19 protein-coding genes are annotated in these 20,002 nt (G+C 49.9%); 10 read left to right on the forward strand and 9 right to left on the reverse strand.

Features of this window, described 5'->3' with window-relative positions:
• From L9P87_RS03435 to L9P87_RS03465, 7 genes are all read right to left on the reverse strand, one after another.
• Complete coding sequence (locus L9P87_RS03435; RefSeq protein ID WP_237443278.1) at positions 1-606, reverse strand: c-type cytochrome; 606 nt, start codon at positions 604-606, stop codon at positions 1-3.
• 313 nt (positions 607-919) lie between these two features.
• On the reverse strand, positions 920-2,332 hold the full coding sequence (gene modF, locus L9P87_RS03440; RefSeq protein WP_237444363.1) for a molybdate ABC transporter ATP-binding protein ModF: 1,413 nt from the start codon (positions 2,330-2,332) through the stop codon (positions 920-922).
• A gap of 59 nt (positions 2,333-2,391) precedes the next feature.
• On the reverse strand, positions 2,392-2,634 hold the full coding sequence (locus L9P87_RS03445) for a hypothetical protein (protein WP_237443279.1): 243 nt from the start codon (positions 2,632-2,634) through the stop codon (positions 2,392-2,394).
• Positions 2,635-2,660: 26 nt separating this feature from the next.
• Positions 2,661-3,998: an MATE family efflux transporter gene (locus L9P87_RS03450; protein WP_237443280.1), complete on the reverse strand. Its 1,338-nt coding sequence runs from the start codon at positions 3,996-3,998 to the stop codon at positions 2,661-2,663.
• Between the two features lie 62 nt (positions 3,999-4,060).
• A complete protein-coding gene (locus tag L9P87_RS03455; RefSeq protein ID WP_237443281.1) occupies positions 4,061-4,594 on the reverse strand; it encodes a HugZ family pyridoxamine 5'-phosphate oxidase in 534 nt (177 codons plus the stop codon).
• 5 nt (positions 4,595-4,599) lie between these two features.
• A complete protein-coding gene (hutX, locus tag L9P87_RS03460) occupies positions 4,600-4,992 on the reverse strand; it encodes a heme utilization cystosolic carrier protein HutX (protein WP_237443282.1) in 393 nt (130 codons plus the stop codon).
• Positions 4,993-5,047: 55 nt separating this feature from the next.
• Positions 5,048-7,111, reverse strand: a complete 2,064-nt coding sequence (locus L9P87_RS03465) for a TonB-dependent hemoglobin/transferrin/lactoferrin family receptor (RefSeq protein WP_237443283.1) — start codon at positions 7,109-7,111, stop codon at positions 5,048-5,050.
• A gap of 180 nt (positions 7,112-7,291) precedes the next feature.
• On the opposite strand from L9P87_RS03465, the gene L9P87_RS03470 reads away from it, so the two are divergent.
• The 10 genes from L9P87_RS03470 to L9P87_RS03515 all read left to right on the forward strand — a co-directional run bounded on the left by L9P87_RS03470 (position 7,292) and on the right by L9P87_RS03515 (position 14,585).
• Complete coding sequence (locus L9P87_RS03470; RefSeq protein ID WP_237443284.1) at positions 7,292-8,011, forward strand: energy transducer TonB; 720 nt, start codon at positions 7,292-7,294, stop codon at positions 8,009-8,011.
• Between the two features lie 6 nt (positions 8,012-8,017).
• Complete coding sequence (locus tag L9P87_RS03475; protein WP_237443285.1) at positions 8,018-8,620, forward strand: MotA/TolQ/ExbB proton channel family protein; 603 nt, start codon at positions 8,018-8,020, stop codon at positions 8,618-8,620.
• Positions 8,613-9,041: an ExbD/TolR family protein gene (locus L9P87_RS03480; RefSeq protein ID WP_237443286.1), complete on the forward strand. Its 429-nt coding sequence runs from the start codon at positions 8,613-8,615 to the stop codon at positions 9,039-9,041. Before L9P87_RS03475 ends, L9P87_RS03480 begins: the two co-directional genes overlap by 8 nt.
• Entirely contained in the window at positions 9,038-9,892 is an 855-nt protein-coding gene (locus L9P87_RS03485; protein ID WP_237443287.1) for a heme/hemin ABC transporter substrate-binding protein, read from the forward strand. Before L9P87_RS03480 ends, L9P87_RS03485 begins: the two co-directional genes overlap by 4 nt.
• Positions 9,889-10,914 carry a FecCD family ABC transporter permease gene (locus L9P87_RS03490; RefSeq protein WP_237443288.1) on the forward strand — a complete coding sequence of 342 codons (1,026 nt, stop codon included), beginning with the start codon at positions 9,889-9,891 and terminating at the stop codon, positions 10,912-10,914. The genes L9P87_RS03485 and L9P87_RS03490 overlap by 4 nt, the downstream gene beginning before the upstream one ends.
• Before the next feature lies 1 nt (position 10,915).
• Positions 10,916-11,674, forward strand: a complete 759-nt coding sequence (locus tag L9P87_RS03495; protein ID WP_237443289.1) for a heme ABC transporter ATP-binding protein — start codon at positions 10,916-10,918, stop codon at positions 11,672-11,674.
• A gap of 125 nt (positions 11,675-11,799) precedes the next feature.
• Positions 11,800-13,167, forward strand: a complete 1,368-nt coding sequence (locus tag L9P87_RS03500; RefSeq protein ID WP_237443290.1) for a cytochrome P450 — start codon at positions 11,800-11,802, stop codon at positions 13,165-13,167.
• Positions 13,168-13,171: 4 nt separating this feature from the next.
• On the forward strand, positions 13,172-13,792 hold the full coding sequence (locus L9P87_RS03505; protein ID WP_237443291.1) for an alpha-ketoglutarate-dependent dioxygenase AlkB family protein: 621 nt from the start codon (positions 13,172-13,174) through the stop codon (positions 13,790-13,792).
• Positions 13,793-13,898: 106 nt separating this feature from the next.
• Positions 13,899-14,096: a hypothetical protein gene (locus L9P87_RS03510; RefSeq protein WP_237443292.1), complete on the forward strand. Its 198-nt coding sequence runs from the start codon at positions 13,899-13,901 to the stop codon at positions 14,094-14,096.
• Positions 14,097-14,105: 9 nt separating this feature from the next.
• Positions 14,106-14,585 (forward strand): DUF2721 domain-containing protein, encoded by a 480-nt coding sequence (locus L9P87_RS03515; protein ID WP_237443293.1) that lies wholly within the window; start codon positions 14,106-14,108, stop codon positions 14,583-14,585.
• 11 nt (positions 14,586-14,596) lie between these two features.
• Here L9P87_RS03515 and L9P87_RS03520 read toward each other — a convergent pair whose 3' ends face one another.
• Together L9P87_RS03520 and L9P87_RS03525 are read right to left on the reverse strand one after the other, a co-directional pair.
• A complete protein-coding gene (locus tag L9P87_RS03520; RefSeq protein WP_237443294.1) occupies positions 14,597-18,211 on the reverse strand; it encodes a translocation/assembly module TamB domain-containing protein in 3,615 nt (1,204 codons plus the stop codon).
• Positions 18,208-19,938, reverse strand: coding sequence for an autotransporter assembly complex protein TamA (locus L9P87_RS03525; protein WP_237443295.1), 1,731 nt, complete (start codon positions 19,936-19,938; stop codon positions 18,208-18,210). The genes L9P87_RS03520 and L9P87_RS03525 overlap by 4 nt, the downstream gene beginning before the upstream one ends.
• Positions 19,939-20,002 lie beyond the last annotated feature (64 nt).

Below are 20,002 nucleotides of genomic sequence, written 5' to 3' on the forward strand. Positions count from 1 at the left end.
CTACTGCCCTAACGACTCGATATAACTGACCACATCAACCACAGCCTCTTCATTGGGCAGGGTTGCCGCCATAAAGACCATCGGCTTGCCAAATTTATCATTGGGGTGCATGCCGCGTTTCTTGAGCTTAAAGTTATCAATTTGGCGATAGATGTACTCTCCTCCAAGACCGACTAGGTTAGGCGCATTTAGGGCCTGGTTACCGACCGCTGCGGTACCATGGCAGGCGCCACATTTTTGATTAAAATAGTTTTCACCGTTTTTAATATTTCCCTGGTACTTAGCGATCACTGGCGTCTTGGGCAGAGCCGCAATATAGTTTGCCATCGCCGTCACAGCGGCATCATCCACCAGCGACGCAGCCATGGGTTTCATCGTCTTGGCCAATGCATCTTCATCGCCACGAATGCCATTACGGTAGTTATTGAGCTGACGCTCAATATACCAGGCAGATAACTGATTGAGGCCGGGGCTGCCAGCAGTGGCACCGCCCTCGGCATTGGCGCCATGACAGCTGGCGCACAATTGATAAGCAGCCTCGTCGGCATGACTGCTGATAGCCAGCAATACAAGTGGTAATAACACAACAGAGAGTAAAGTACGCATCAACAGTCCTCGTGGCAGTATCGGCAGCTAAAGACCAGGTTGAGCTGGCTAATCGCATGACGATATGCAAATTTATTATTATACTGGCACTATCGTACCATTAAAAAATGCGCTGTGAATCTTTATTTGCCTGTTGTGCTGATATTTATCGAAACAATTCAATTAATTGTTGCGAATGATTATCAATTGCAATATAGTGTTTTCCATCCGCTGCCGTTCTGCTAACAGGTCTAACGTGCAGCTAGAGCCTTTATCGCTCATGGATATTCTCTATCCTGCTAGATTTAAGGGGGAGACAACTCCCCCTCTTTTTTTAGCTATATTTCTCCAGTTCCAAACGCTGCTTAATCGATGGTATAACATCATTTGCATGATGATTAACATATAAAACCGTTGTACCTCTCGCCTCACAGACACGCTCAATCAGCGTCAATATCAGGCCACGATTCCATTCGTCCAGGCCCTGACAAGGCTCATCTAAAATCAGCAGGGCCGGATGCTTAACCAATGCACGTGCGATTAATAACAACCGCTGCTGACCATAGGATAACGATTGGAACGGCTGATTCGCCAACGCCGTCATTCCCAGCAACCCCAGCCACTGCTGCGCACAATGATGCTCAGCTTCGGTAATCTGCTGATAAATACCGATGGTATCGTGAAAGCCTGAGACAATGACGTTGATCGCACTGATCGACACACGGTATTGCCATTGCAACGACGCTGAGACATAACCAATATATTGTTTAATCTGCCAAATCGTCTCACCACTTCCCCGGCGAAAGCCAAAAACATCAATGGTATTGCTGTAACACTGCGGGTGGTCACCGTTGATCAAGTTTAACAGCGTCGTCTTGCCACTGCCGTTTGGCCCACTCAGCTGCCAGTGCTGGCCTGGAGCAATCGTCCAATTGAAGCCGTCGAAGACGGTTTCATCACGGTATTGAACATGAATATTGTGTAGCTTTACCAGCGGCAGTTCAGGCTTCAATGCTGGCGGTGGTGGATTCACCGCGGCAGGGACCTCAAAGTCGACAGTGGCAAGGTGGTACTGCTGGCCAATCAGTGCATCAGCATCGGCCCGCGAACACTGGCTGACAATACCATTGTCGATACTGGCGATGTGACTAATGAAGTCGGCAACCTCATCATAACGGTTACACACCATGACACACTGACAATAGGCGCTGAGCTGGGTCAACAGCGTTGTTAGCATCGCTGCGCTCTCGGTATCGAGGCCATCATAGACCTCATCGAGCACCAGCAAGTCTGGTTTTTGTAGCAGCGCACGGACAATCAACAGCTTTCGCGTCTGCCCCGTCGATAACTTACGAAAGCCCCGCGACAACAGCGGCTGCAATGAGAATTGTTCGATTAACTGTAGTCGGTATTCACTGTCATCACTGACTATTAATTCATCGACGCTACGCCCGCCGTTGAGTTCTGCCACACTGTCGGCATCATCAAGTAAGTATTGTTGCTCAATCAACTGGCGCTGCTGCTCCAACGAAACCGACGCAATGTTGAGCTCACACAGCCCGGATACCTCACCGCTGACTAATTCACCCTCACCCTCAAACAAGGCTGCCAGGGCCGATTTACCGCTGCCGTTGGCGCCGATAATCGCCCAATGCTGGCCTGAATCTATAGACCAATTGTCGATGGAGAGGTGAAAATCACCGTCAAAAACTGCCTCAATCTGCTTAAAACCTATCACTGTTACCACACTCAACTATTGTTATTTAGTCCAGTGTAATAGCCCTTGCAGTAATTCTCTAGCACCAATCAATGCTGCGATTTAACAAAGGTCACGGTATCAATAATCAGCGGTGTACAACTGCCGCTGTCAATCAACTGAGCCTCTATCAGATAGTGACTGCCCACCACCGGCACGATACTAAAACGCGACAGCTGGATTTTGGCATCGATAAAGCGATCGATATCAAAATAGGCAAAATCACGGTCGACTTTTTTAGTTTCACACTCGCCACTGAACGGACTGTAGCTACAGTTTCCACCTATCTTCATTCACTTTCTCCTGCTCTAAATCGCTATTACTGCTGCATAGACAATGCTGGATATCGTTGTGACAATAAATAAAAAGCCATAGCCAACGCCAGCAAGCCGAATAGCATCATGGCAAGCGAAGAGGCAACAACGACACCCGGCGCTCCCCACAGTGTAGCCCCGACAGAACAGAACAACCATGTTGCAACAGTGGCGCGCACAACATTAAAGCCGGTAGACCACAATGGCTTACCGCAATTGTTGAAAATCGTATTCGATAACGCCAGCAAACCCAGACCAGAGGCCAGCGGCACTTGATAGTAACAAAAGGTGATTATCATCTGTGCTGCCAGGCCATCGACAGCGTATAAACGGATAATCAACGGCGCCATGAACACCAGGGTTAACCACACCAACAGGGTATAAGACAACACAACCATCATGCCACTGCGCAGCACCATCAATACACGCTCAGGCTTGTTGGCGCCGATATTTTGTCCGATTATCGGGCCCGCAGCACCGGAGAGAGAGAAGTACACCGAAAACAACAATGGTGCCAAACTACCTACCAGGGCATTACCCGCCACCGCCTCGCTGCCGAACGGCGCTAAATATAACATGACAATAATGCCACCAATCGGCGTTGCCAAATTAGTAATAAGTGCAGGAGCGGCAATACGCAATGCCGGCATAATAATGGCTTTTAAATTTGGCCACCTCACCACAATAAACAGCTGGTGATGCCGCTGAATCAGCCAAATCGCCACGAAAAAACAGCCGACCCTTGCCGCCACGGTTGCCCAGGCTGCACCCTCAAGCCCCATATCCAACACAAAAATAAACAGTGGGTCGAGTACAATATTAATCACCGAGCCAAGCAGCGAGACCCGCATCGCCCGCATCGGGTCGGCCACTGAGCGCAGCGAAGCGCTGAAGACCATGGCCAGGGTTGCCAATGGCATGGTCGGCAAGACTATCATCATATAACGCATCGCCTGATCCGCGGCAGCATCCGAGGCGCCCAACATCTGCAGAATAGGCAGCAAAACAGGGTATAACAGCATCGTCAGTAAGAATGACAGCGCCACGGCAATCGCCACAATCGTGGTAAAGTAGGTCGCGCCCTCTTCCTTGCCTCCGCGGCCGACAGCCTGAGACAACAACACACCGGTGGCCACCGAAAAGCCAATACCAACAGAGCCGGTGATAAACAGCACCGAGCCTGCAAAGCCAATGCCGGCCAAAATATCGATATCGTTTAATAGGCTTAGAAAATACATGTCGACAAGGGCGACACTGAACATGCTCAACATGCCGATAACAGAAGAAAATGTCATCGTAATTAAGGCTTTGTTGATAGAGCCTTCGGTAAATGATCTGGTCATTAAAACCTCAAAAAAAAACCCAGACAGGACGCTGTCTGGGTTTGAAAATTATAATTTAGTGATTAACTGGCAGCGCTGACGCGGGGCTTATGGCCATCACGTAGATGCTCAATACTCTCACCAGCCAGTGTTTTTCCGGCTATGGTAAAGGCCTTACCGAAATCTTTGACATAACGGCCGCCGAGTGGCGTTAATTTAAATAAATTGAAATCGGTCATCTGACGAAGGTTATGAATTCTGTCGCCCTGCTTATTAAACAAACAGGCAATACCTTGATCGTAATCGGCACCTGATTCAAAGGCAATATGCTCTGCACTAACCTGGTAGTTAACCCGGATGCGGGCAAAAATTGTCTGCGCCTCGGATTCATCCTCAACGATTAAAACCGCCGCCTTGTTATTATTTTTTAAATTGACACCATGAATCGCGATATCGCTAAGTAATACATAAATACAGTCATTGGCGATAGCAAAAGGGGCGTAGGAAGCATAGGGGTGGCCGTCCTCGTCGAGGGTCGACAAATTAAGCGTTTTTCTGGTATTGAGAAACTCTAATAGCTCATCGCCTAATCGAACTTCCATTGCTTTATTTTTCATGGTATTTACCCTTGTTGGTACTGTTGTTTCATATCTAAGTAAGCTGTTTTTTGCTCCGCGTGTAACACCCCAGCGGCATCACGACCAAGAAACACCTTAAAAACGCACTCACCATCCTTGTTTTCAAAGACGAAGGCATGGCTTTCTTGACCACGGTGATCCTTACTCTGAAAACTAATCGCGGCAACCTTGGCCAGGTTTAAATGCCCTTCAAAACCCGTGCCGGCCTTGAGGTTGTAAAACCCATGAGCCATTTCACCCGGTGGAAACACCCCCTTGAACTCAAACACCGAGCCGCCATGAAGAATAATCGTGGTGGTGTTTTCCCACTGACTAAACATCTGCAATAACGGCATCGCTTGCTCTGCCGGCATTTTTTTTTGCGTTTGCTCTAACACTATGTACCTCTCTGACTAAAACACCGGCTGGTTAACCCAGCCGGTATGACAAAAATTAAAAACTGTATTGGGCCGAAACACGGACTGATCGGCCAATCTCGTAGACTGAGGCCCAGGCGTTGCGATAATTGGTATCGAAGGCGTTGGCCACGGTCAAATCAACCTTGACGCCTTCAAGCGACTCACCGGTAGGTTCCCATGTTGCATAGAAGTCAGCGGTGGTATAACCCTCGTAAGGCCCCTGAGTATCATCGCTCGGCACGTGGTTCTGATCACTGGTTTTTATCGCACGGACGCCCAACTTGGTATCGATATCCCAAAAACCATAATCAAGCGATGCGACCCACTTATCGGCGGGAATACCCGATAAGTATTCGCCGCTGTCGGCATCCTCACCACGAGTCTGACCGTAGGATAACGCTGCCGTTAACGCATCAATTTGATAGACCGCACCCAACTCAAAACCCTTTAGGCGAGCGTTGGCTATATTGTCCGAGGTTGAGGTGCCGGCACAGCCTTCACCCATACCAGGAATAAAACATGTGGGCGGCATATTTTCTGGTACATAGACACTTAACTCGATAAAGTCTTCAACCTTGTTATCAAACACAGCGGCGGTGAAACTCAGACTGTCATCGGCAAAAACATTTTCAAACTCAAAGTTACCTTTTAGCTCGACGTTTTTTGATTTCTCTGGCTTCAGCTCTGGGTTGGGCACAAATACGTTACTCGGGCCACCGGGATAAAAGGCGAAGTGAGTGCCATCCATATACAGTTCGTAGACATCAGGGGCGCGGAATGCCTCATCATAACGTAACGACCATGCCATCCAATCTGTCGCCTGCCAGGTCACCGCCAACGAGGGCGACAGTGCCGATTCTTCACTATTGTCGAAGCCTTCCGCCTCTGATTTAAAGGTGTCATAACGAACACCGGCCTCTAATACCACAGACTCTAGCAGCTGATAATTGGCATAGACAAAACCGCCCAGAGTCGTGGTCTTAGCATCGGCCGGCGGATTGGGTCGGCCATCACCACCGCCAGAGCCTGGACGCTCGGTATCAAAGCCATCCTCGTAGCCATCGAGACCGGTGAAGATATTAAAATCGCCAATCTCTGACTTATTGGTGAGCGAGAAACCCAGGGTTTCAATATCACTAACATCAAGACCATTATTGATATTTGTTTCTTCGATTCGAGTTTTATTCTGATACAACTTCGAATCTAAATTAATTAAATCACTGCCGGGGTTAAACTGATAACTCACCGCCAGATGCTCATCATCGGTGGTGCGGTCAATCAAGTTGTCCGAGGCATTGAGCTGATCGTCGGCACTGCCGACCACCGGCGGGTGGCCATCGTTGGTGCTCGTACGATAGTTAATACCCACCTTGTTAGCATCGTTTATTTGCCAGTTGATCTTGGCCAAGGCAGTGCTATTTTTCGTCTCACTGCCCCATAACGTGTCACCGTTGCCCTGCTCCATGGTATCGCTGTCAAGATAGGTGCCCGCTAACAGCCAATCGACATCACCCTGCTTACCGGCAACACCAGCAGTCGTCGACCACTGCTCACCATTACTGTTATAACCCCCTTTGACAAAGCCACCAATAGACTCACCGTCATCGACTAAATCATCGGCACTGATTGTCTGCTGGGCAACAACACCACCAATAGCGCCTGACCCCCAGAGAGAGCTGACCGGCCCCTTCACCACATCGATAGAGCTGAGCAACGCAGGATCAAGAAAATATGAAGGGCGGTGGCTGAAGTTGGTATTCACCCGGGTGCCATCGACAACCTGCAACACCTTGTTACCAGACATACCGCGAATATTCACTGACTGATTACCGGGGACAGGGCCACCAGCGACACTGACGTTGGGTTCATACTTAACAGCCTCGGCAACGGAGTTTGCCTGTATTTCATCTAGCGCTTGCTTGTCGACACTGTCAATACTTCGACTGGCCTGCTCTGTTGTTTGATCCATCCGCGAGGCTGAAACCACCACCTTCTTCATGGTGGTAACAGCGGGCTGCTGACTTTCAGCATAAGCCGGTTGCAGCACGACCAAAGAACAGAAGCCTCCAATGGCCAGGCTTGGAAATACGTTTTTCATGACAAACTCCAACTTCTACAAATCATCACTGGGCGATTTTTTATTAAACGGTTATTCAACGAGACGGCGAGAATAAAACAATAAAAACCAAATGTAAACGCTAAACATTCTCATTTGCATTACGAATAGTGAATTGCTAGACTTCTGCTACTCACATCGCCACTGATGATTTTCGTTGTAATGAAATTAGTTAGAACAGCCTGTATTTTCAGCGCCATCGCTATCCATGGCCTGCTATTGGCCTCGATTCCTGAGCCACTGTCCGATGTCACCCTCGACACCGGTGGCGGCGCATCCTCCCCTATGGCGGTCTCTGTTGGCTTTCAGCAAACAGCGGCCGCCAAGGCCGTGACAAAAGAAAACAGTGACCCGGTTGAGCAGGAAGTCGCTACCCCGGTGCAGCCACCAGTAAAGCAAGATAAGCCTGAGCAAGAGTTGGCAAAAAACGGCTCGGTTATGACCAACAAGCCTGAGCCTTTAATAGAGCCAGAGCCGCAGCAGATACCACAACCAACAGAGCCTGTAGCCGACACCATAGAGGAGCCGGATACCACAGAGCAGCAACCTGCACCGGAGGCAGCCCTGGCCAGCAGTCAGACCATTGCCAGCGGCATCCATCACAACATTATTACCGAGCCACTGTTTGCCAGCAGCCCAACCCCACCCAGCTACCCAACCATTGCCCGTAAACGTGGCCAACAAGGCGTGGTGTGGTTGGACATTAAGCTCGATAAACACGGTGAACAAACCGGGGTGGAAGTGTTTCAAAGCTCAGGCGTTCGGTCACTCGATCGCGCCGCCTTAAAAGCCGTCAAGCAATGGCAGTTCCTGGCCCATAAGGTAGGCAACCTGACCGTCGCCTCCCACATTCGTATACCTGTAGAATTTTCACTGGATTAAACCATTATGCCGCTGTACCAACACCTACACGATCAATTGGGCTACCTCACCCTACCCCTGCTACTGTGCTCTTTATTGGCCCTTGCCCTGATCATAGAAAAAGTCTTTGTGCTGACTCTGCAATCCTTAAAAAAAACCAAGGTCACTGCCAGTGCCGCGGCCTTTAGCAATCAGAAACAGCCACCACTGGTGGCTAAGGGGCTGGGGTTATTAGCCATCCATGGCCAGGAAAAAAAATCGATGCGCGAGGAAGTTGCCGCCATCTGGTTGAATGCTCAGCGCCGCAAATTATCCAGCGGCATACGCCTGCTACAGGTCATCGCCCTGCTGACACCACTGCTTGGCCTGTTAGGTACTGTACTTGGTTTAATCCAGGTCTTTAGTGACCTCGGCGACCACCAGGGCCCTATCGAACCCTCACTATTGGCCGACGGGCTTGGGCTGGCCATGTACACCACCGCCGCCGGTTTAATCATTGCGCTTCCGGCACTGGCCGGCGCGCACGGTTTTCAGATCTGGATCGACAGAATCATCAACCGGGCTGAACACACCATGAATCAGGTGAATCTATTAATGGACGGCGTCGACATGGATAAGTGCCATGATTAATAGCCGCAGCGAGCAGGACAGCGGTGTTTTTGGCGCACCCGAATTAACGCCACTGATCGACATCGTTTTTATCGTCATTGTCTTTTTGTTGCTGACCGCAAATTCGCCACTGCTGAAACTGCCGATCGATATTCCCGAGAGCAGCGAAGAGACAACACTGGCGGCATCCGACGCCCCGGTAATAACCGTTGCCATCGCCGCCGAAAAACCCTATTGGCGTATTGAAGAGCAACCTTTTACCGACTGGGTCATCTTTAAAGAAAGCCTGCTGGAGCAAATGGCAACAGCCGATCAAACCATCACTATCGCCGCCGACAAGGCCGCACCGACGGAACCCTTATTACAGTTGTTGGCCTTTTTACATCAAAACAATATCACCAACACACAGATTATCATGGAACAACCGAGTTCATCATTATGAAAAAAATACTTTCCTCTTATCGCCTGCCCTTTGCCGCCTCTATTTTTGCCTCCGCCGTGTTGCTCAGCAACCCATTACAGGCAGACCGTATTATCAGTACTGACGCTGGCAGCACCGATATTTTATTGGCCTTGGACGAGGGCAACGATCTGGTTGGCGTTGATGTCACCAGCGTCGTCCCCGCAGAATTATCAGTGGCTAAATTAGGCTATCACCGCATGTTAGCCACCGAGGGCATTTTAAGCCTCAACCCTGGGCTTATTATTGGCAGCGAGCACATGGGGCCACCGGAGACTATCGCGGCGATAGAAAAAAGTCAGATTGAATTATTGCAATTGCCCGCAGCCACAAACGCAGATTCACTAAAATTAAACATTAAAAAGATCAGCACCGCCGTGGACAAACAACAACAGGCGCAGCCACTGCTGGCACATATTGATAAGCAAATGCTATCGATCAACCAACAACAGCTGGCCGCCGATACTAAAGTCGCCTTTCTTTTACAAATGGATGGACGCAGCCTGCGCTTAGCCGGTGAAAACACCACCGGTAACGATATTATTAGGCTGCTTGGCGGTGAAAACTTATCGCAGCTGCCCGGCTACCAGTCAATCTCAGCAGAGGCGCTGATCAGCCTTGAGCCAGAGGTAATTATTATTGCCAGCCGAGACATGTCTAAACCGCCAGTAGAAGCCCTGCTTAAGGACAATCCTCTGTTAGTCCATACCCCTGCCGGCCAGCAGCAGAAGATTATTGCGGTCGATGGTCGCAACCTCATCGCCGGCATCAGCCTCACGGCCATCGATAGCCTGGCCGATATTGCCGACACACTGGCTCAGGCTCAGCGATGAACCGTTTCGCCTTTTCCAAACTGGCGCCGCTGACGCTACTGTTAATTGCCACCGCGATGACGCTGTCATTGACCCGTGGCGCCATGCAACTGCCGACGAGTGCCAGTCTGTTATCACTTTGGGACGGTCTCTGGGGAACACAGTACAGTGGCCTCGAGCACTACCAGCAACTAGTGATCTTAGATCTGCGCCTGCCCCGGACACTCTTAGCTCTGGCCGTCGGTACCATTCTTGCTCAGTGTGGCGCAGTCATGCAGGGGTTGTTTCGCAACCCGCTGGCAGACCCGGGTATTATTGGTGCCTCATCTGGCGCGGCACTGGGTGCCGCCATTGCCATTATTCTTTTACCAACGGCGCTACAATCGGTGACGACCCCCTTGGCCGCCTTTATCGGCGCTCTGGTCACCACACTGTTGGTCTTTAAGCTGGCTCAGAGTAGCAATGGCACCTCGGTGGTGATGCTGCTGCTTGCCGGGGTTGCAGTTGCCGCCTTTGGCGGAGCCATGATGGGTTTTTTAAATTACATTGCTGACGATCAAGCACTGCGCGATATCACGCTTTGGCAAATGGGCTCAGTCGCCCATACCGACAGCACAACACTGCTACTGTGTACTATGGCGGCAATCATTTTAGCCCTTTATTTCCAGCGTCATGCCCAGTCTTTAAATGCATTATTGCTGGGTGAGTCGGAAGCCAGACACCTGGGAATTGACATCGAAAAGCTTAAGATCAAACTGATTATTGTCGCCACCATTGGTATCGGCATCAGTGTTTCAGCCGCCGGTATTATTGGTTTTATTGGCCTGGTGATTCCCCACTTAGTCCGTATGTTAGCGGGGCCAGATCATCGTAGCTTACTGCCACTGTCTGCCCTGCTAGGTGCCCTGCTTTTACTGCTGGCCGATATCGGCGCCCGCTTGCTGATGGCACCGGCTGAGCTCCCCGTCGGCTTAGTGACGGCAATTATTGGTGCGCCATTCTTTACTTTTTTATTGATCAAACAACGGAAGAACTTTCTCTAACATGCTTAATATTTCTGATTTAACCGTCACCGTTGATGATAAAACCTTACTCTCTGTCGATCAGTTATCGCTGATTGAAGGAGAGATGTTTGGTGTACTGGGTAAAAACGGTGCCGGTAAATCTACCTTTTTTAAGGCTATTAGCAACGACATGCCTAGCCGAGGTCGTCGACTTTTCCATCAGCAGGACATGAGCCAGTGGCCGAAACAGGCACTGGCCAAACACCTGGCGGTACTGCCTCAAAGCAGTCAGCTGAACTTTCCCTTCAGTGCCGAAGAGGTGGTCAGCCTGGGTTTGATACCCCTGTCGATCAGCCAGCGCGGTGGCCGCGCCCTGGTCAAAAAAATGATGGGGGCCACCGATACCGCCGCCTTTGCCGGCCGCCTTTATACCAGTCTCTCCGGCGGCGAACGCCAGCGAATTCATTTGGCGCGGGTGCTGGTACAACTGTCACAGGCCGAACAGGCACCGCTGCTATTACTCGACGAGCCAACCTCAGCGCAAGATTTGGCACAACAACACCATATTCTTCAATTGGCCCAGCAGTTTTGTCGCCAACAAAAATACACCGCCCTGGTCATTCTCCACGATATTAACCTCAGCCTACGCTATTGCGACCGTGTTGCCATGCTGGAACAGGGTAAACTGACCCAATGTGGCCCTCCGAAGCAGATACTCAACTGCGAGGAAATTGAAAAACAATGGGGATACCAAGCCCAACAACTGACTAGCGATTCAGGCCAAATTGTTTTTATATAGTTTATGTCATTGTTTTTTAATGGTTAATTAATCATCGTATCATTATGACAAAAAATACTTATATCACCGAAGGGAGACAGGCTACGATATACATATCGGATGATCGATAGACGGGGATAATAATAATGACTACCGCAAAGATCGTAGAGAATGACAGCTATTTAACCGCTCCGGACAATACCCAGCTCGACCATATCCCCGGAGACTATGGCATGCCCATATTCGGCAAGGCCTTCAATTTCATCAAGGATCCACAGGCCGTTGCCCTTGATCACTACCGCCGTTTTGGCTCTGTTTCCAGTATTCGGCTGGGCAATGAATATTCTGTTTTAGCACTGGGACCCGAGAATACCCAGGCTATTTATCTTGATGCCGATAAAAACTTTTCCTCCAAGAAAGGCTTTAGCCGATTCGACAGTTACTTAGGCAACAGCCTGATTATGCGAGACTTCGGCGACCATAAGATTCAGCGCCGTTTAATGCAGGGCGCCTTTAAAACGCCGGCAATTAAAGGGTATATTAATGGTATCAATCAGGTCTGCGCCAGCAATATACAACGCATGGCCGGCTATGACCGCTTTACCTTTTTCCCTGAAATCAAGGCCACGTTGCTGGAGATTGCCACCAAGGTTTTTACCGGTGTTGATCACCAGGTCGGCGGCGAGAATGACCTATTATCTAAGCGTTTTCTCGATTTCGTCGAAAGCTTTGTCTATCTCTTTCCGGTCAACCTACCCGGCTTTAATTATTACCGGGGACTGAGAGCCAAAGACGATATCGCCGCCTTTATTGGCCCGTTGATCGAGCAACGCCGACAGGGCAATGGCGTCGATATGTTGTCACATTTTTGTCGTGAGAAAGATGATGATGGCAACTATTTTAGCAATGACACAATTATCGATAACTTCATATTACTGCTTTTTGCCGCCCAAGATACCACCACGGCTTCGCTGACCAACACCTTGATGGAACTCGGCAAGCACCCCCAGTGGCAACAGCAACTCCGGGAAGAGTCCGCTGCCATTGGTAAGGATCAATTAGACTACGATGATTTCGAAAAACTGCCCAGTTATACCCTGGTGTTTAACGAGATACAGCGGCTGCACCCATCAGTGCCAATGATTCCCCGGCGGACTATCCGCGACTGCCAACTCTCAGGCATCGACATCCCAGCCAATACCGTGGTCAGCAACTATGCGGTTTTCAATCACCGCATGCCGCAATGGTGGAGCAATCCAAACGACTTTGACCCGCTGCGTTTCGAACGTGGTGAACATAAACAACACCCGTTTATGTTCCACCCTTTCGGTGGTGGAGCCCATAAATGCATCGGTATGCACTTTGCGCAGTATGTCTATAAAACATTCTTACACCAATTGCTCAGCCAATATGAAATAATATTGCCTGACAACTATCAGCCGAGTATGCAATGTGTACCGATGCCCAAACCCCGCGACAACCTACCACTGAGCTTTATTCCACTGGCCAGGTAGAACTATGAGCGGCCCAGACCTGTTCTCGGCCGCGGAACCGATTGTGGTCAATACCGTCGATGGCTTAATTTATTGCTGGCTTGATGTATTGCCCCTGGATCAGGCGGATGCATTATTCCACCAATTATCGCGGCAATCTGCTTGGCAGCAGGAATCCATTCGGCTGTATGGCAAGTCCTTAGCCCAGCCGCGTCTCTCATGCTGGTTTGGTAAGCACGGAGTCAGTGCTGCCAGCGGCTATAACAACTTCAGCCCAGCGCAACCTTACACCCAATCATTGACGGCATTAAAAACAACCATCGAACAGCTCACCGGCTACCACTACAACAGCACCTTGGCCAACCTCTATCGCGATGGTCAAGACAGTGTTGGCTACCATGCCGATGACGAGCCGGTTTTGGGAAAGCAACCCGTCATCGCCTCGTTCAGCCTAGGCAGTACGCGCCGTTTTTTGGTCAAACACAATGCCAAACAACAAAACACCATCAAAATGGATCTACCGCACAATTCACTGGTGTTAATGGCCGGTGACTTACAACAACACTGGCAGCATGCAATCGGGAAAACGACCAAGCCCGTCGGCCCCCGTATCAATCTCACCTTTCGCTATCTCAACAAAACTTAATTCACAGCGAGGGCATTCCGTAGCTCGGTAAGCATTTTTGCGAATAGTTTTATCATGATAGAAATCTATACTGACACCATATTTCAGTCAGCTAGAACCCCAGCCCATGACCAAGCCTATCAGCGAACAAGCGATACAAGCCCTCTTCAGCGACTTGACCACGATTGAAAAATACCTCTATTCTGGTGACTTAGAAGGTGCTTTAATTCATCTCAGCCACGCTAAAAAAGTGGCCGAGCAAAACATCAACCGCCTAGCGGTGGAAGAACGTTTTAACGCACTATTTGACAGTCACTCAACCTAGAGCTTGCCTATGGCCAATTTCGAGCAAATCACCCACATTATTCAGTTGGCCGTCGCCCCCGTTTTTTTACTCACCGGTGTCGCCGCCCTACTCGGTGTTCTTACCACTCGCTTCGGTCGTATTACCGACAGAGCTCGACTGCTAGAAAAGCACTACAACTTCATCAAAGACACTCCGGATGGCGAGCTGATTAAGGTCTCACTGCGCAGCATGTGGAAACGGGCGCGTTTGATTAACGGTGCCATAGGGCTCTGCGTCGGAGGTGCCTTGATGATTTGCCTGGTCGTCATCTGCCTGTTTCTCGGCGAGTTCCTCAAGGTGAATCTTGGTACCGTGATAGCGTGCCTGTTTATTTTTGCGATGGTACTGCTCAGCCTCGGCCTGATTTACCTGTTCCGTGAGATTCACATTACCACTGACAGCCTAAAACTCGGCCTAACCATTGCCGACGATGGTGTCAAACGTATCGACCGAGTGCTGAAAAACTAAAGTACTCTATGCTAGTCGGTTTCAAACGAATAAATAATGTCCAGCGCGCTGGTTGCCCCCTGCATCGCCTCAAGGAACAGCTTTGGCCTAAGGCGGTAGCGTAGCGTAATCGTGTTGACGTTCTCAAAAACACTGACGCCGTATTTCAAATACAAATCCGGTCGCAGATAACCGCTGATTTGCACCTCTGTTCCCGATTCACCACTGCCTGTGGTTAGCTGGAAGCCCTGAATCCCTAGGCGATCTGCCACGGTACCCACCCTGCCCTGGGTTCTCGACACCGCCATTGCTATTGCCGCATTACTCAAGGCGCCGCCGGAGCCTTCGCTCTCAGGGCCGTAGCCAGTCAATAGGTATTGCATGGCAGTATTCTCGTCCATACCCGGCTCAGAGAATACCGTCACTTCTGGCTCCTCGGCCCGGCCGCGCACACGCAGGCCGACAATAATATTCTCTGCAGTAATGTCCCTGATTGCCTCCAGGCGAATATCGGGGCTGGAAATAGGGCCGTTGAACACAAACCGCCCTTTGCGCACAGAAAGGTCTTGGCCATAGGCTTTATATTCACCCTCGGCAATGCGAATTTCCCCCAACCCCTGTAATATGCCCTCGCCATCGACGCTGGCCCGTAGGCCGCCAGTGAAACGTAAATCAGCACCAAAGCCACGGAATCTAACATCATCGCCAAGTCGTAGATCAACATCTATATCGTACTGCCACTTTGAGTCTGTCTTGCCCTCTTCATCGATATACACGGTATCACCACTTTCACTGATAGCCGACTGGGGTAATTCTTTTATCGCGATCAGCGCCTGTGGGATGTCAACTTCACCACTGAGCGAAATATAACGATCACGGGCCAACAGAGTCAGGTGCGGTGAAACCGTCATATCAACCTCCGGTGGCAGCTGGATACGAATGTTATCGCTGTCGAGCTGAAAGGCAACCTGCCATTGATTATTAGGCCAGGTCAGTTCACCGCTGTAATCGGTATAGCTACCACTGCTGACCTCCTTAAAACGACCACTCAAATTGGCATCATTATCATTGAACTCAGCCCTAAACTGCCAATCGCTGATCGATATTGGTAGATTTTTACCGGCCACTTTGCCATCGGTCAGAGTTAATTCGCCGTTGAGGCTGGGGTCATCAAGCTGCCCGGCCAGAGTAATATTGGCGTTAATATTGGCATCATATGTTTCGATGTCTGGCACCAGCCAAATCAATGGAGACAAATCCAACTGATGGATATTCAGCTGCCCTGTCAAATCCCGCGCAGCCTCTAGATCTAACACCTCCGCTTTTGCTTGCGCACGCCCAAACTCATCACTGACAAAATTGAAATCGAAGTAGGCATTATTTTCTTTCACTAGAAATGCCGCATCCAGCTGATCGGCAACAAAATCAACCACCGTTGAGCCATTGTCCCAGCGAGCGGCGCCACCGAGTACGGCAAGCTGTGCATCCACGGTTAAGCCCCGCTGCGGCAGTGCAATATCGGCAGAAAAATCCACCTTGCCATCAAGTACCACTGCATCATCGATAAATTGATTGAGCAGAGACAACTCAATACCCAGCACCTGTATGGTCATCGGTGCTAACTCCGCCTTGGCATACTGCACCGGGGTCAAGCAGATTTTTGCCTGCTGGTGGCGAAAACAAAAATCGCCAAGGCTGACCGATGGCTGCTTGTCGTCGTTGACAAAATCCACCGACAGTGGCGACTGTAGCGACCAGCGCTGAACCGTAGTCATTAAACCATGGCCAATATCAAGCTGCTGGCACTGCCCGCGCCAGTCAAAGCCCTCACTCAATGCGCCGCGACAGCGTATTTTCGCATCCGCCATCAAATTACCGCTATACCTTCCCTGCTCTTGTTCTACCGCCTGTCTGTCGGTAGATTTTAGCAGCTTACTGTATAACGCAATCTTATGTGCCGCCCAGTTTCCGTCGACGCTAAGCTGCACTGTCTCCAGCACCTGTTGGTCGAGGTTGAGCTGATCTATTGTCAATGAAAACTGACTGTCGCCCACTTTTGCCAATTGCTGAATGTCACTACTGACAATCGCCTTAGCAAACGAAAAATCTCTAAAAGCCACTGCCTCGGCGCTCACCTTCGTCACCAGACTCGGTTCAGTCACAGCACCGGAAAAATGAATATCTCCGCTCAAGCGCCCTGCAATATCGGGATATAACTGCGAGGCGTTAGAGATTAACAGGCCGATATCCAGCGCTGTATCCGTCGCCTCTAGGTCTAACACATTAACTTTACCTACTAGATCAATACGGTTTTCACCTTGCTCTATATAGCCCGGGGCAATGACCAAGGCTCCCTCTCTGCCCTGAGTTACAGCAAGCTGCCATTGGCTTGGCAGGCGATTAAAATAACTGTTGTTACTGCTCGACTCGACGCTGAAACGAAGCCCTTGCTCATATCTTCCGTGACTGTCGATATCAAAATTAAGCTTTCCCTGATAGGGCTGGGTATATCTAACAGGATTGATATCGTGCGCAACGGCCTGCAGCTGCCAACCGACGCCCTTCTGGTAATCGATCTCGCCTAAAATATCGGCAGTGCCATCCGCACTGCCGACACTGAGTTGCTCTATGACTATTTTTTCTTCGGCGAGTCGCCAGGCTGCGGCACCATCGATGTTGGCATCAGCCCAATACGGAGTGATTAAATGCCCGATAGTAGCCTTGGCAGCAACCTGTTGAAGATCCCCCGCAGCACTGATCTTACCCCCTTTTAGCGCAATGGCTGGCAGCGTTAGATTAAAATCCTCAGCCAATGTTGCCAGCTCAAACTCATCAATATCAGCATCGAATGCAAAGGGCACGTCGGTGGTCAGTGGCTGAAGATCGCCGCTGGCCGATAAGGCATATCGCCCTGTGGTATCGAGTACTAACTGTAGGTCATCAACACTGCCATGGGCCTGAAGCTCAGCCGCCGTCTTTATCGGGTTGTTGTCTGTAATTAACAACGTGGCATCGAGGGGGTAACCTGCTCGTAGACTTATATTACCGGCAACGGAAAACGGGTATTGCCAAGCCTCCACATCGAAATGATCGATGTTCACGGTATACCCGAACCACGTGGCTGCGCCGTCGATCCGATTAAACTGCAGGCCGAGATCATTGACGTTCAAGTCGAACTGGCCCACCGATAGCTGTGATAAATTAATTGGAATCGGCGTCAAAATCGCCGGCAGTGTCAGTGTTTCACCTACCAAACGAGCTTGCTCTGGCTCATCACTTGGCTCTGTTACCACCGCCACCAATAGGTAATCAGCGGTGAGTTGCTGCGCATGAAATTGGCCTTTAATCAGCGAGGGTAGGCTCCACTCGAAAAACACATCTTTTACCATCACCTGCACGCCACCGACCTGCAGATTAAAGTAGGCAATACTCAGCTTATTACTCAGCCGACCGCTGACACCGTTAATAGTCAAGCCATCCACGCTCTCTTCCGCCAGCCAAAAAGCAAACCGACTGCCCAGATCCGTCGTCACCAAACCGGTGACAAAAATCAACACGGCCAATAACGCATAAAGCAACCAACGGCCTGCGCTCTGGGTTAATTTTCTCAGCTTTGACAGCATTGTACGAACAGTCACAGGCATCATAATGGCGGCCCCATCGAGATGTGGATCATATAATTTTGATCCACCTCATCAGACAAGGGTATGGCTAAGTCGAACCGAATTTGACCAATTGGCGACAGCCAGCGAATACCACCACCGACGCCGGTACTAAAAGGCTCATCACTATCGTTATAGGCTCGACCGGTATCGGCAAAGGCGGCGACCCGCCAATTTTCAAACAGTAAATAAGATAATTCGATACTGAATGTATTTAAATAGGCGCCGCCGGTAAGAATACCATCACTGTCGGTACTCGATACTGATTCGAAATTATAACCCCGGATGCTGTTATCACCACCGGCGAAAAAGCGGCGCGACACCGGTACCTGTAATATATCGTCGGTCTCGATAGCACCTAGTTCACCGCGCAGCAAAAGCAAGGTCTTGCGACTAAAGATAGGCGTTAGGTAGCGATAGCTGACATAGCTCTTTAAAAAGGCCACATCGGCACCTAAAGACTCGGTACTACCCCTCACATATGTTTCAAAACGATGACCGCGAGAGGGGTCTCGCACCTCAGAAAGATAGCTTTTAGACACACCAAAACCAGGCAAAATATATTGTGCCGTCGTCGCGGGCCCGCCACCCTGGCTATAGGTTTCAATGTCGCCTGTTAACGAGTAATTGAGCACCCAATCACTATCGTAGTGCCGGATGTAGGCCACCGAAGAGGTGAAGAGGTCTGTGGCGCTATCCTCAACATCTTTTAACTGATAACCACTCGAAATGTTGACAAATTTACGCAACGGGTCATCCCATGGAATGCGGTAATTGGCCTCCATTTCCTGTTTCGGTTGCGACAGTTCGGTTGAGAAATCGGCGGAGTGTCCTTTACTATTAAACAGGCTCTTGTTCCAGCCAAAGCGCACTCGTGGGCCATAATCGGTACTGTAGCCAGCACCCACCTCAAAACGGTTTTTATCGGAGTCATCGAGCAGCACCAGTAGATCCAGCGTCTTGGTATCCTTATTTATCTGACGTTGAATGTTGACCTCGTTAAAGTACTCGGTATCGAGTAGGTTTCGGTTGAGGTCGAGGAAGGTGTCACGGTCGACCAACCCACCTTTTTCGAACGGAATCAAAAAACGCAGAATACTTTCTTCGACACTACTGCCCTCAAAGCTCACTTCGCCGAAATGATAACGCTCACCAGAGTGAAGAATCAAAACAGGTTGGCCGGTATTATTCTGTCGATCGATGCGCAATTCATTCTTAGTGAATTTTGCATCGTAAAAGCCATATTCATTGGTTAGGGTGCGCAGTGTTTGTTTAAAATCATCGTAGCGGCCATGATCGAGCGGTTGCCGATCGACGGTGAGCGCTGTTTGTTGTAGCGCTATAAACTCCGGAAGTAGCGCCGCTTCACCATAGACCTCGACTATTGGGTCAATAAACTGAGCGCGAGGCCCAGAATCAATAGTGATACGCAGCTTTTTTTTCATCACCCGATAACTGTAGCTGGCATGATAATAACCAAGGGCAAAAGCGCCTTTTTCTACCGCTTTTTTAAGCTGATTATCCAAGGTTTGTCGTTGATCCAGTGACTCTTGGCTGACACTACCGATATGGATTTCGATATTCTCTGCCAGCGCAGGATCAATCGCCAATACTTCAACTTTCACCCTGGCGCTGGCAGGCGAAGACAACAACAACAATATTATTGTCGTCAGAATCGCTGCATACCGCTGAAGCCGTGTGAATTTGATCAAAAAATCAACAACCTGAATAAAAGTCTCCGATCGACCAATTATACTCAAGTTTGCCCACGAGGTA

The organism is Sinobacterium norvegicum (assembly GCF_923077115.1).
Classification (GTDB): Bacteria; Pseudomonadota; Gammaproteobacteria; order Pseudomonadales; family Sinobacteriaceae; genus Sinobacterium; species Sinobacterium norvegicum.

Excerpts from the sequence above, each read along its gene's own strand:
- L9P87_RS03435 (WP_237443278.1), bottom strand. The coding sequence starts at position 606 with ATGCGTACTTTACTCTCTGTTGTGTTATTACCACTTGTATTGCTGGCT.
- L9P87_RS03445 (WP_237443279.1), bottom strand. The coding sequence starts at position 2,634 with ATGAAGATAGGTGGAAACTGTAGCTACAGTCCGTTCAGTGGCGAGTGT.
- L9P87_RS03450 (WP_237443280.1), bottom strand. The coding sequence starts at position 3,998 with ATGACCAGATCATTTACCGAAGGCTCTATCAACAAAGCCTTAATTACG.
- L9P87_RS03455 (WP_237443281.1), bottom strand. The coding sequence starts at position 4,594 with ATGAAAAATAAAGCAATGGAAGTTCGATTAGGCGATGAGCTATTAGAG.
- L9P87_RS03465 (WP_237443283.1), bottom strand. The coding sequence starts at position 7,111 with ATGAAAAACGTATTTCCAAGCCTGGCCATTGGAGGCTTCTGTTCTTTG.
- L9P87_RS03470 (WP_237443284.1), top strand. The coding sequence starts at position 7,292 with ATGAAATTAGTTAGAACAGCCTGTATTTTCAGCGCCATCGCTATCCAT.
- L9P87_RS03475 (WP_237443285.1), top strand. The coding sequence starts at position 8,018 with ATGCCGCTGTACCAACACCTACACGATCAATTGGGCTACCTCACCCTA.
- L9P87_RS03480 (WP_237443286.1), top strand. The coding sequence starts at position 8,613 with ATGATTAATAGCCGCAGCGAGCAGGACAGCGGTGTTTTTGGCGCACCC.
- L9P87_RS03485 (WP_237443287.1), top strand. The coding sequence starts at position 9,038 with ATGAAAAAAATACTTTCCTCTTATCGCCTGCCCTTTGCCGCCTCTATT.
- L9P87_RS03490 (WP_237443288.1), top strand. The coding sequence starts at position 9,889 with ATGAACCGTTTCGCCTTTTCCAAACTGGCGCCGCTGACGCTACTGTTA.
- L9P87_RS03495 (WP_237443289.1), top strand. The coding sequence starts at position 10,916 with ATGCTTAATATTTCTGATTTAACCGTCACCGTTGATGATAAAACCTTA.
- L9P87_RS03500 (WP_237443290.1), top strand. The coding sequence starts at position 11,800 with ATGACTACCGCAAAGATCGTAGAGAATGACAGCTATTTAACCGCTCCG.
- L9P87_RS03505 (WP_237443291.1), top strand. The coding sequence starts at position 13,172 with ATGAGCGGCCCAGACCTGTTCTCGGCCGCGGAACCGATTGTGGTCAAT.
- L9P87_RS03510 (WP_237443292.1), top strand. The coding sequence starts at position 13,899 with ATGACCAAGCCTATCAGCGAACAAGCGATACAAGCCCTCTTCAGCGAC.
- L9P87_RS03515 (WP_237443293.1), top strand. The coding sequence starts at position 14,106 with ATGGCCAATTTCGAGCAAATCACCCACATTATTCAGTTGGCCGTCGCC.
- L9P87_RS03520 (WP_237443294.1), bottom strand. The coding sequence starts at position 18,211 with ATGATGCCTGTGACTGTTCGTACAATGCTGTCAAAGCTGAGAAAATTA.